Source organism: Acinetobacter sp. CIP 102129 (assembly GCF_000368305.1).
Lineage (GTDB): Bacteria > Pseudomonadota > Gammaproteobacteria > Pseudomonadales > Moraxellaceae > Acinetobacter > Acinetobacter parvus.
Genome location: NZ_KB849341.1, coordinates 973,595 through 985,283 on the forward strand (window position 1 = coordinate 973,595; position 11,689 = coordinate 985,283).

The 11,689-nt window shown below is 43.1% G+C and carries 11 protein-coding genes and 1 pseudogene; 1 reads left to right on the top strand and 11 read right to left on the bottom strand.

Annotated features, from left to right (window positions below; translation table 11 throughout):
- Positions 1–157: 157 nt before the first annotated feature.
- Entirely contained in the window at positions 158–1,873 is a 1,716-nt protein-coding gene (locus F973_RS12695) for a cation:proton antiporter (RefSeq protein WP_004762166.1), read from the top strand.
- Between the two features lie 56 nt (positions 1,874–1,929).
- Here the strand turns inward: F973_RS12695 and F973_RS12700 are convergent, their stop codons facing one another.
- The 11 genes and pseudogenes from F973_RS12700 to F973_RS12750 form a co-directional block, all read right to left on the bottom strand.
- Complete coding sequence (locus F973_RS12700) at positions 1,930–2,208, bottom strand: hypothetical protein (protein WP_004674593.1); 279 nt, start codon at positions 2,206–2,208, stop codon at positions 1,930–1,932.
- A 112-nt stretch (positions 2,209–2,320) separates the two neighbouring features.
- Positions 2,321–2,824, bottom strand: coding sequence for a DUF6586 family protein (locus F973_RS12705; RefSeq protein ID WP_004674592.1), 504 nt, complete (start codon positions 2,822–2,824; stop codon positions 2,321–2,323).
- 78 nt (positions 2,825–2,902) lie between these two features.
- Positions 2,903–3,262 (bottom strand): annotated as a pseudogene (locus F973_RS12710) (ASCH domain-containing protein).
- A gap of 4 nt (positions 3,263–3,266) precedes the next feature.
- Entirely contained in the window at positions 3,267–3,512 is a 246-nt protein-coding gene (locus F973_RS12715) for an RNA recognition motif domain-containing protein (RefSeq protein WP_004762168.1), read from the bottom strand.
- Positions 3,513–3,573: 61 nt separating this feature from the next.
- Positions 3,574–5,553 (bottom strand): ATP-dependent helicase, encoded by a 1,980-nt coding sequence (locus tag F973_RS12720; RefSeq protein WP_004762169.1) that lies wholly within the window; start codon positions 5,551–5,553, stop codon positions 3,574–3,576.
- Between the two features lie 122 nt (positions 5,554–5,675).
- Positions 5,676–6,248, bottom strand: a complete 573-nt coding sequence (locus F973_RS12725) for an HdeD family acid-resistance protein (protein WP_004674586.1) — start codon at positions 6,246–6,248, stop codon at positions 5,676–5,678.
- 178 nt (positions 6,249–6,426) lie between these two features.
- Positions 6,427–7,185 (bottom strand): hypothetical protein, encoded by a 759-nt coding sequence (locus F973_RS12730; protein WP_004762170.1) that lies wholly within the window; start codon positions 7,183–7,185, stop codon positions 6,427–6,429.
- A gap of 88 nt (positions 7,186–7,273) precedes the next feature.
- Complete coding sequence (topA, locus tag F973_RS12735; protein WP_004762171.1) at positions 7,274–9,913, bottom strand: type I DNA topoisomerase; 2,640 nt, start codon at positions 9,911–9,913, stop codon at positions 7,274–7,276.
- 33 nt (positions 9,914–9,946) lie between these two features.
- Entirely contained in the window at positions 9,947–10,396 is a 450-nt protein-coding gene (locus F973_RS12740) for a hypothetical protein (RefSeq protein WP_004680560.1), read from the bottom strand.
- 72 nt (positions 10,397–10,468) lie between these two features.
- A complete protein-coding gene (locus F973_RS12745; protein ID WP_322782733.1) occupies positions 10,469–11,425 on the bottom strand; it encodes a PIN domain-containing protein in 957 nt (318 codons plus the stop codon).
- A gap of 3 nt (positions 11,426–11,428) precedes the next feature.
- Positions 11,429–11,674, bottom strand: coding sequence for a SlyX family protein (locus F973_RS12750; RefSeq protein ID WP_004674576.1), 246 nt, complete (start codon positions 11,672–11,674; stop codon positions 11,429–11,431).
- Positions 11,675–11,689: the final 15 nt, after the last annotated feature.

The window sequence follows — 11,689 nt, forward strand, 5'->3', positions numbered from 1 at the left end:
TATTAATAGTAAGAAATGAGTTACATGATTTTTTTTGATCATTAAAAAAATTATCATCAACAAATTCGATTTTACTTGTTACAATTTATGCGCTGTTTTCTTGGCATGTTTTATGCTCATTTATTTCTACCTTAACCGCAACGATTAAGGAGCTTCGATGCCACATGATGTTGATTTAATTATATTACTTGCTGTTGGCTTTGGTATGGCTCTTATTTTTGGCTATATCGCAGCACGTTTACGCCTACCTCCTTTGATCGGTTATTTAATTGCGGGCATTATCATTAGCCCAAATACACCAGGTATCGTCGGTGACATTCATCTCGCCAACCAGCTCGCAGAGCTAGGTGTGATGTTTTTGATGTTTGGCGTGGGAATGCATTTTTCCCTCAATGATTTACTTCAGGTGCGCCGTATTGCCCTACCTGGTGCGATTCTACAAATTGCGGTTGCCACCCTGCTTGGTATCGGTGTTTCCATGTACTGGGGTTGGAGCTTCGGTTCAGCGCTCATCTTTGGTTTAAGTTTATCGTGTGCCAGTACCGTGGTCTTGCTCAAGGCACTGGGTGATCGTGGGCTACTCGACTCGGTCAATGGGAAAATCGCAGTGGGCTGGCTGTTGGTTGAAGACCTTGTCATGGTTCTCGCCCTGGTTCTTTTACCTGCAACCGCCATGTTACTGGGCGGACACGCCTTGCCTGGTACAGACACCTCACAAAGTATCTGGCTGACCATTGGCATTACCCTACTCAAAGTCACAGGCTTTATTGCATTTATGCTGATTATTGGTAAACGTCTTGTCCCAATGATCATGCAGTTTGTTGCCCGTTTAGGTTCCCGTGAGCTCTTTACACTCACCGTGGTTGCTGCCGCAGTTTCAATTGCCTACGGTTCCTATGCAGTTTTTGGCGTTTCCATGGCACTTGGCGCTTTCTTCGCGGGTATGGTGGTGAAAGAGTCCGACTTTAGCCATCGTGCAGAAGAGGAAACCCTACCATTACGTGAAATCTTCTCAATTTTATTCTTTGTCTCAGTTGGGATGTTGTTCGATCCAAGTATCCTGATTGAAGAGCCTTTTCGTATTTTGGCTGTGATTGCCATTATTATGGTGGGTAAAACTTTGGCTGCGATAGCACTGGTTTTATTCTTCCGTTATCCGATCAATACAGCATTAACGGTCGGTGCCAGTTTGGCGCAAATCGGTGAGTTTTCATTTATCCTTGCGACACTCGGCTTATCACTAGGTTTACTCACCCCTGATGCACAGAACCTGATTCTGGCGGGTGCGCTGTTCTCCATTACCCTCAACTCATTTGTGTTCTCAGCCATTGAGCCTGTACAACGCTGGATTCGTGAGCGCTCGCATTTGGCACGGTTATTAGAGCGTAGTGCTGACCCACTGGCCATGCTGCCAGATGAGGTGGATCAAGCCTATTTACGCGATCAGGTGGTGATTATTGGCTATGGTGGCGTAGGTCGCCGTATCAGTGAAAACCTGATACAGCAAAACATCAAGGTGGTGATTGCTGAAGAGAACCGTGAGATTGTGGAAAAACTGCGTTCTCAAGGCATTGCTGCGGTCAGTGGTGAGGCAACTGAACCCAATGTGCTGATTCAGGCCCATATCCAGCATGCACGCCTACTAGTCATTTCCCCAATGGATATTCTGGATATTCACCGTATTGTTGATATTTCCAAACAGCTTAACCCTGAGATTCAGGTGCTGATCTGTGCTGAAAGCAAGGAAGAGGCTGCCGTGATTCGGCAGGAAAACCTGGGTGAAGTATTCTATGCCAAGGAAGAAATGGCAAAGAATATGAGTCATCATATTTTGAACCAGATTGAAATCGCACACCAATCCCCTGCACATTAAGCATTTTCAGGACAATAAAAAAGCGTACCCAAAGTACGCTTTTTTAACATTCAGCGTTAGCTGAAATGGGTGGGTTGTTCATCCACAATCTCAGCCTGCAACTCATTCATCTGCTTTTCCAGCAGGCCAAACAGGGCTGCCTGAATCATATGCTGTGCAACCATTGGTGTCTGTTCACCTAAAATTGCCTTAACTTCATCACTAAACTGTATCTTCACCAAGGGTTCCTGTTCAGAACCAGCATTACGCAAAGCAAGTTCGCCACCTTCAAGTTGAACCAATTCCAGTATCGCTTCCTGATTACCGAATAACTCTTTTAACTGTTGCATTGACATATATTTTCTCCATGCTTCAACATGGTAGCAAAGTACCCTTGCACTTTGCGCTCTCACGTCTTATCTATATGAGTCCTGTTTGCGCAGATTTCAAGTCTAAGATCAATTCAGGCTAAAACTCAACCATCTCGTTACGAAAACCATCAATTAAATGGCTTAACTCACGATGCCACTCTCGCAGAATCTTCGCATCTGGCAGCCATGCCTGTGGGCTTTGGGTGACCTTGATAATCAGGTTTGAGGAGGTCTCATTTTCAGGCTCTGGTGCTGTTGGCTCAGGTGCGTATTGACACATGCGGTAAGCACGTTTTAATTCGGCAATAAAGCCATCTTTCGCCAGTTGCTGCAACACAAGCACTTCTGGCGACACCTGCCCCTTGTCCGCCATGTGTTCCTCAATGGATTTAAAGGTCGGCTGTAAATCATTTAAGCGGTAGTAGCGCACCAGTTCCTGCAAAAAAGCTAGAATCGCCCCGTGCAAATGGAAAACCGCAGCTTCACGATAGGCCTGTGCCTGTTGGATATGTTCAGTTTGCTCAGCTTGTTGACATGCGAGTCGGGCAAAATACAGTTTTTGATTGGTGCGATCAGCATGGTAACGGGCAACACGGGACATAACGATAACCTATAAATCAGGTAGGAGTGAATCAGATTGTAAAATGAATTATCCCAAAAACAAAAGCGATCTTTCAGATCATTCATGCAATTCAAGAGTATAAAGCTTTATTTTAGCCCTTACTTCAAGTGGCTGTAATAATGGACGAAGATTACTGATCACCCAGGCATAATATCCATCTGCTCAATAGGAGGCACAGGCAGCATCAACTTCATTTTCCTGCCATGTGTGAATAGAATGAAATCCACCAGCGCCACAACATACCCCTAGCTCTTCATCGCCCTCATTGTTCAAATAGGTCTGATTTTCAACAATCACAAGGTCTTTTAATGGGAATTGATCTGGTCGCCAAGAACGAACTTCTAATGTTTTTAAACCTTGTGCAATGCGTTGACCAGAGGGTGCAACAATCGAAAGTGCGAGGTAGGGCTTAGTCATACATTTAAGCTTTATCTTCCGCAGCTTTAACTCGAATTCCCATCCCTCTGACTCGAAGAGTATTTAAACCTTTGATGGCTTTAACCGCCTCACGTGGATTTGGCATTTCAACAAAACCGAAACCTTTCGATTTACCTGTCGCAGAATCCTTGACCACCACACAGGATTCAACTGCGCCATAGGCTTTAAATAAGTCGAGTACTTCTGCATCGGTCACGCCACGGTCTAAATTACGAACTAAAATTTTCATGCTAAAACCTAAAAGATGATTCACGCTTAAATAGGCGAATCAAAAAATCAATCTGGGTAGTTTAATCGAAATCAATGCCAAAACCTAAATTGTTTGCAACACGATATCGAGTCTGTGATTGTCCAAAACTTTGCGGAATTTGCCGATGAATCTGCACATCGACTAAATCTTGAGGTAAATCATTGAGGAAGTAGCTTTCTATTTTTCTACCCAGCTCATCATACTGGTCATGTGACCATAAATTTAAATTCTGTTTGGTCAAAATCAACTCATTCTCTGCACGGGTTAAGGCCACATAAAGAACGCGACGTTCCTCCTCCACATCATCAAAGTCACCCTGCGCCCGTGCATGAGGGTATTGTGTGGGTGAGACATGCGGCACATAACAGACCTTTTGTTCAGCCCCTTTGGCTGAATGGATGGTAATCAATGTCACCAAGTCCTGATCTGGAGTTTTATCAATTTCTGAAACTGAAATCGGATCAAGTACATATTCCTCAAGGAATTCTCCAAGCGAACTGTGCTTGCGTGCCAGTTGTTTGACTAGGTCAAAGTCTTTGACACGGCGTGTCCAGTCTTTAGTTTTATAATTATTTTCCAGCTGTTCATTCAAGGCATCCAGTGCCAGTCCAATGCAGGCTTCGACATGCTGTTGCAATACATCCAGTTGCATCAAGATTAAAATCGCTTGTTGTGGTACTTTGCCATGTCGTTCCAAACGCTGGCAGCGTGCCTCAATATCAGGTAATTGAATCAATTCCTGCGCCAATTTGCTGGCACCGACATCACCCACCCCATCCCAGAGCGTCAGGAAACGCATCCAGGCCAGATCATCCTGTGGATTGACACTAACGCGAAGCAAGCTCAACACGTCTTTGACATGCGCTGATTCAAGCAGCTTCACTCCACCAATAAAACGATATGGAATATTTGCCGCAATTAACGCTCCCTCAAGATAACGACCGCTAAATCCTGAACGCAACAGAACCATGTGTTCAGCCCAAGCAGCACCTTGCAGATGTCGCTGATTTAAATCCTGAACAATCCAGTTGGCTTCTTCAAACTCATTACTCAAGATATGCAGTTGTGGTTTTAAACCTTGACCACGATAGGCCTGTAAATGTTTGCCATACTCAATCGGACTTTGTCCCAGCAACCAGTTGGATAGATCCAGAATGCCTTGTGTGGAACGATAATTCACTTCCAGCGTCAGCACTTCAGCATCAGGTACACGCTCTTTAAAGTGATGAATATTTTCAAAGTCAGCGCCACGAAAGCCGTAAATGGACTGCGCATCATCCCCAACACAAAATAGCTTAACCTTGCCAATCAAAGGTTGTAGTAAGGCCCATTGCAGGGGGTTGGTGTCCTGCATTTCATCGACTAACAGTGCAGAACAAAAGCCTGTGACCCAATTCACCAACTCAGGTGAATTCTGCAAATGTACTGCCACAATCGCCAGAATATCATCATAATCCAGAAAATTACGTTCCTGCTTACGCTGTTCGTAGGCTTTCATCAATTCAGCAATTTGTGTTTTATATTCGATAGCTTGGGGTAACTGGGTGATTAATGCATCAGAGAGCTTGGTTTGTGTATTACGAGCATAGGAATAGAGATCACACAATTCGGCCGCTTTGGGTAAGACATTGCCCTTATCCTTACCGCGCAACAGGCGAAACATCAGCAACTGATCATCCCGATCAATAATACTAAACTGTGTGAGACCAAAGGCTTTAGGATTGCGGCGCAATAAATACATACAAAAGGTATGAAAGGTCGAAGCTCGTAGCCCTTTGGCTTGTGCGCCCATATGCTGTTCAACGCGGGTCACGATTTCACTGGCTGCACGACGGGTAAAGGTCAGAATCTGGACCTGTTGCGCTGGCAAACCTTGATCAATTAAATACGCTGCCCTTGCCACAATGGTTTTGGTCTTGCCACAACCTGCCCCTGCCAGCACCAGACAGTTTTGTGCTGTTGCGGTGGCAGCCCGTTTTTGTTGTGGATTCAGTTCATCAATTAGCTTGGCAAGCGTCATAAAAGCAATCAATTAAAAGCGAAGTGCTATTTTAACAGACTAAAAGTACGAGAGATATTTTCTGCTACAAAACAAAAAGAGCATGTGTGACACATGCTCTCACTTGTCAAATGAATCATGAATTAAACTGTGGTTGAACTATGGGGTAACTGCTTAATCGCTCCTGCAAAACTCAGATAGTTGATTCCCTGAAATAAAATATCAATTGCAAGGAACATTCCCAATACCCAGAACGGTGAATCAGGTGATGATAAAATCAGGATACCTGTTAAAAGTGTTAATACACCTGAAAACAACACCCATCCCCAGCCTGAAATCGGCCTCAGGATAAATGCGTTTACGCTACGGATAATCCCCGCAATAATTAAGGCAACTGCCAAAAAGCTGGTCAACACAACAGCGGTTATCACAGGTGTGGTAAAGGCAAAGTAACCTGCCACCAAATACAACACACCAAACAACGCCCACAACCAGCGTGTACCGCCCTTAAACACCGTAAATGCCGCAACAAAATGCAGGATACCACCCAGCATCATCAATACACCGAACAGCAGTACGGCAGACAATGTTGCGAATGGCAAAGCAGCTAAAAGAATCAAACCGAAAACAACCAACAAGACACCCAATAACAGATACCATTTACGATCAGCGTGTAGCTGATTGCGAATCAGATCGTTACCCACCGTTTTCATCATGATTTACTCTTTTATCATCAATGTGCTATGTATATATTGAGCGTGTTGTAGACCTAATTCTGTATAAGTCATGTTGAGAATTCATAACAAAATGTTGAAAAACCTGTGTTTTATTCCATAATTTTTTATTGAGCTTGTTGTTTTGCAAGATATGGATAAGTCAAAACTTATCCACAATTTACTTGATCCAGCCAATTTCCTGAGCAGTCAGTACACTGATCACGGTTTGTTCCAAATCATTCGGCATTTTACTTTTATGTTCGGACAATGGAATCCGTCCGCCCATAATTTCAGCTTCGGTTTGTGGATAGAGCGGCTGTTTATCTGCCTGTGCATAGCCAATCGGGAAAATAGGTTCACCATTGGCTAAGTTATATTTATCGGTAGCGCCAAAACCATGCAATAACTCATGTACCAATACCACATTGTTTTGCTGTGTCTGTTTAGCTGAGGCAAATAAATTGACTGAACCAATCCGACCGCGTTCCAGTGCAGTTGAATGCTTGAGTTCCCGATTTTGCTTCGGATCATAGAAATTCAGATATAAAGTTAAACTCGGTGAACCATCAATCGATTGATGCTGCCTCCATCCATAAAATCTAAACTTTAGACTCCATAGAATATTATTCAGAATACTTGGCTGCTCAGACATCTTCGGCGGTGCTTGCTGTAGTTCCCGCCCAATCTCGATCATAAAGTAACTGCTTTGCCCTCGATATTGCTGGCTATTTTTTTCCAGATAATGTTTGACTTCATAGAAATCATCCAACTGCAATTGCTGGATATATTTTTGGGTAGAGGGTAAACCATCAGCGTTGATCGGATGCAAAAGAATATTTATCGGCTGATTCCAATCCTGATTTTGATCACGACAAGCATTGACTGCAACAATCAATAACACCAGTAGTAAGCAAGCGACTCGAATATTTTTCCACATGCATTTCACCCCAATCAAAATTAATTTTTCTTTTTATTTGTTCAATAAAAAATGCCAGCAATCGCCAGCATTTTTTAAACTTTAATGTTTAAGCTTCTACCCATTTCCCATCTTGGAACACCAGACTCCACTTGGTTTGCTTGCCTTCAGCGGTTTCAGAACCTACATATTGTGCTTGATTCTTACGGCTGAATTTCACGACCGTTGGATTACCTTCTGGATCAACATCTGGTGCTTGCAAGAGGAATTGATATTTTTCATCCAGTTGATCAGCAACACTACGCAGTTCAGCCACTTTCGGTGCACGGGTCTCACGAATTTTCGGAAATTTACTTGCTGCAAGGAATAAACCAGCCGCGCCATCACGCAACACAAAGAAATCATCGTGTTTGGTTGAGCGTAGGTGTTCCATTTTGATTGGGTCAACACGCGGTGGCGCAGGCTGCCCATTCTTCAACACTTTACGGGTATTGTCACAGCTTGAGCAGGCGAAGTATGGACCAAATCGACCTGTTTTCAACTGCATTTCACCATCACACTTATCACATGGAATGGTTGGGCCATCATAACCCTTTATCTTGAATTCACCTTCTTCAACTTCGTAGCCATCACAGTCTGGATTGTTACCACAGACATGCAATTTACGACCGCCATCCACCACATAGCTGTCCATCGCGGTACCGCATTTAGGGCAACGATGTTTTGACATCAGGTCGGCCGTTTCAGCACCATCATCATCAGACAATGCCGCCAAAGACTCGACAGGCGTTAAGTTCAATGTACCTTTACAACGTTCTTTTGGTGGCAGGTTATAACCAGAACATCCTAGGAATACACCTGTTGTGCCTGTACGAACCTGCATTGGGCGAGAACATTCAGGGCAAGAGACATCGGCAACTTCGATAGGTTGATTACGGCGCATACCGTTCTCACCTTGTGCATTAGTCAAACGCTTTTTAAAGTCACCATAGAATGTATCCAGTAATTCTTTCCAGTTACGCTCACCTGTCGCCACACGGTCCAGTTGCGCCTCCAAATCTGCGGTAAACGCATAATTCATCAGGTTATTAAAACTTTCATCCAAACGGTCAGTCACGATCTCACCCATCTTTTCTGCAAAAAGACGGCGATTTTCCAGTTTTACATAACCACGTTCCTGAATGGTGGAAATAATCGCGGCGTAGGTTGATGGACGACCAATACTACGTTTTTCCAGTTCCTTAACCAAAGATGCTTCGGTAAAACGTGCAGGTGGTTTGGTAAAATGCTGGCTTGGGTCAAGTTTTTCCAACTTAAGCACTTCGCCCACTTTTACCGCAGGTAATAAAATATCATCATCAGATTTATTGGCACCACGAACACGGGTAAAACCATCAAATACCAAAGTACGGCCTTTTGCCTTTAACTCAACATTCGCCGCTTCAACCGTTAAGGTTGAGGATAGGTATTCTGCTGGGGTCATCTGACAGGCAACAAATTGTCGCCAGATCAAGTCATACAGACGTTGTGCATCACGCTCCACGCCCGCAAGTTTATCGCCTGTCAATCCTACATCCGATGGACGGATTGCTTCATGCGCCTCTTGTGCGCCCGCCTTGTTACCATAACGATTTGGTTTGGCTGGGATATATTTTTCACCAAAATTTTGCTGGATATGGTTACGCACCATATTCACCGCATCATCACTCAAAAAGGTTGAGTCAGTACGCATATAGGTAATAAAACCACCCTCATACAAACGCTGCGCCAGCATCATGGTTTTCTTCACTGAAAAACCTAAACGTGTGCTGGCCGCCTGTTGCAGGGTCGAGGTGATATATGGCGCACTTGGATTGACCTTGGTCGGTTTATCCTCACGCAGTGCGACCTTATATTCGGCATCTTTTAATACGTTTAACAACGCATCCGTTTCCGCTTTATTCTTGAGTTTAAGCGTTTTACCTGCCTGCTTAACCGCCTCTAAGCGAATTTCTTCTTTCTTTGATAGCGTGTCTGCAAAAACCTGCCAATATTCTTCTGGGATAAAGGCACGGATTTCACGTTCACGTTCTACCACCAGTTTTACCGCAACCGATTGAACACGGCCTGCCGATAAACCACGGGCAATTTTCTCCCACAGCAATGGCGATACCATAAAGCCCACCACACGGTCAAGGAAACGGCGTGCCTGTTGCGCGTTGACACGGTTTAAATCTAGACGTGTTGGCTGTTTAAATGCTTCCTGAATGGCATTCTTGGTAATTTCGTTAAAGACCACACGATGGTAACGGCTATCATCACCACCGATCACTTCCCGTAGATGCCATGCAATTGCCTCTCCTTCCCTATCCAAGTCCGTTGCGAGATAGATGGCATCCGCATCTTTAGCGAGTTTTTTTAGTTCGGCAACCACATGTTCCTTGCCAGGCAGTATTTCATAATGGGCAATCCAGTCATGTTCTGGATCGACACCCATACGGTTGATCAGGGCAGATTGTGCTTTTTGTTCTTTTTCCGCTTCGGTCAGTTTGGTACGGGTGGCAGGCTTCTTTTCAGTCGATTTTGCACCGCCACCTGTAGGTAGGTCACGCACATGACCGACCGATGACCTGACAATAAATTGTGAACCCAAATATTTATTAATGGTTTTCGCTTTTGCAGGCGACTCCACAATCACTAAGGCACGTTTAGTTGCAGCAGAGTTAGAAGCTGCTGTGCTTTTGGAAGCAGAGCGTGGAGTATTCGCCATAATAAATCGTTTTTCCTATAATTAATCAAATAATTAGCGCTGAGCTAATTCATGTAAATATGCTTTCATTGCTTCAAGCTGAGTGGCTCTTAAATCAGTTTCTTCATCCCAATATAGCCCCACACAGTTTGCTTGCATATCAATAGCATAAACTCCTTTTAATGCAATGGGTAAATCATTAAATTTCTGATCACCCTGCACCACCTGAAGTTTTCCATCCACCACGCGCGCGCGCATGAGTGCCAAACGTGCATCTGGAATCAGTACACTATAATAAGCCACCATGCTGGCACGTTTTTCGGATGCCATTGGAATCTTTGTCCATTCAGGTGCCACAATCAAACGTGGATGCAGCCCCATTTTACGCGCCTGCTCACGCATCATGCCAAGCGCCTTTTCCCGTGGACTGACACGTAAGCCAAAAATAGAGCCAAGTACAAACAGTACAATCGCAACCGTGATCCAAATTCCAATATTACTCATATAGCCGCCTAAAACTTCCTTTTATTAGCGTTACATAAGTTTAAGTTAAAAGGCAAGTTGATCACATTATATTTATTTTAGCATTGCCCAAAGGTCGATATTATTTTGTAAATAAACAGGTTTATTTTCCTGAATTTGAACGATTTGATACTTTTTCAGCAAATTTAGCATATGTGTAATTTGCGCTTGGTTTTCAAACTTCAATGCTGCCTTGATTGAATTAGATAAGGTTTCTAACTTTGAGGGTTTGTTATTGTTGACTTTGGATAAATAGTCACAGTATTGCTTGATATGCATCAAATGTGGACGTTCTTTAATATATGCCATTGTCATTTTATCATCATCACTTACTGCTTTTGTTCCATTGACTTGTAGAAACTTTTTCATTTGTTTTTGATGATATTCAAGTTTATTCTGCTTGATTGAAACCATCTGTAATTTTTGTAAATCAAGTAACATATCTTCAGCTTGTTGTTGATTTAAACTACACCAGGACATTAATGATTTCAGCAACGATTTGCTCTTTTTGGGCTGATTTTTAAGTAAAAGTTGCACAGCCTTATGTATAGCATCATCTACAAAAGTCACTTGTAATGGGTTGATTTTAGTTTCAATCGTTGTGACAGCTACCTCAACCATTTTCTTAGGTTCAGTTAATTGCTGTTTGAGTTGTGCCGATTGAATTCCCACTTGTTCAAGTAACTCAACTGCATAAGACATCGCTGCATCATTTGACATGACATCAATTGAGCTTCCTTTATCTAACTGAGCAGACAAACGCCCAGCTATGAATGTCAAACCAAAGTCAGCAGAATTTGCACCTGTTTTAGGCATTTTAATGATGAGCAAGCGTTTATCTTGTATGGCAAGACTGAGTTCCATTAAATCATCTAGTGCAATATTTAAATGTGAATTTGCATAAACCAAAATCACTTGACTGTATTGTTTTAATAGAAAGTTTAATTCACGAACTTTTTTGGGTTGGTTTTCGATATCCAATAATAATATGTTCTGCATATGACCTATCATATTTTAATAATGTGGTGGTTTATTACTCATGGGATCAAAAGCGGCTATTCCCTCAGACAAGTCAGATGCCTCAACACGCTGGTACAACAACTGCATCTGTTTTTTTAAATCAGCAATTTCACGCGTCTGAATGGCGAGCTGTTGATTCAATTGCTCAACTAAATCATCCAAAAATGCAATTCGCACTTGCAAATCTTCAATGGGTGCGGAAAATGACGCGTGATCATCAAAATTTTTTGGTTTAGTCATTTCAGACCTCATCTG

What these genes read in the sequence shown, in the direction of transcription:
- F973_RS12695 (WP_004762166.1), top strand. Translation starts at nt 158, where the DNA reads ATGCCACATGATGTTGATTTAATTATATTACTTGCTGTTGGCTTTGGT.
- F973_RS12700 (WP_004674593.1), bottom strand. Translation starts at nt 2,208, where the DNA reads ATGTCAATGCAACAGTTAAAAGAGTTATTCGGTAATCAGGAAGCGATA.
- F973_RS12705 (WP_004674592.1), bottom strand. Translation starts at nt 2,824, where the DNA reads ATGTCCCGTGTTGCCCGTTACCATGCTGATCGCACCAATCAAAAACTG.
- F973_RS12715 (WP_004762168.1), bottom strand. Translation starts at nt 3,512, where the DNA reads ATGAAAATTTTAGTTCGTAATTTAGACCGTGGCGTGACCGATGCAGAA.
- F973_RS12720 (WP_004762169.1), bottom strand. Translation starts at nt 5,553, where the DNA reads ATGACGCTTGCCAAGCTAATTGATGAACTGAATCCACAACAAAAACGG.
- F973_RS12725 (WP_004674586.1), bottom strand. Translation starts at nt 6,248, where the DNA reads ATGATGAAAACGGTGGGTAACGATCTGATTCGCAATCAGCTACACGCT.
- F973_RS12730 (WP_004762170.1), bottom strand. Translation starts at nt 7,185, where the DNA reads ATGTGGAAAAATATTCGAGTCGCTTGCTTACTACTGGTGTTATTGATT.
- topA (WP_004762171.1), bottom strand. Translation starts at nt 9,913, where the DNA reads ATGGCGAATACTCCACGCTCTGCTTCCAAAAGCACAGCAGCTTCTAAC.
- F973_RS12740 (WP_004680560.1), bottom strand. Translation starts at nt 10,396, where the DNA reads ATGAGTAATATTGGAATTTGGATCACGGTTGCGATTGTACTGTTTGTA.
- F973_RS12745 (WP_322782733.1), bottom strand. Translation starts at nt 11,425, where the DNA reads ATGATAGGTCATATGCAGAACATATTATTATTGGATATCGAAAACCAA.
- F973_RS12750 (WP_004674576.1), bottom strand. Translation starts at nt 11,674, where the DNA reads ATGACTAAACCAAAAAATTTTGATGATCACGCGTCATTTTCCGCACCC.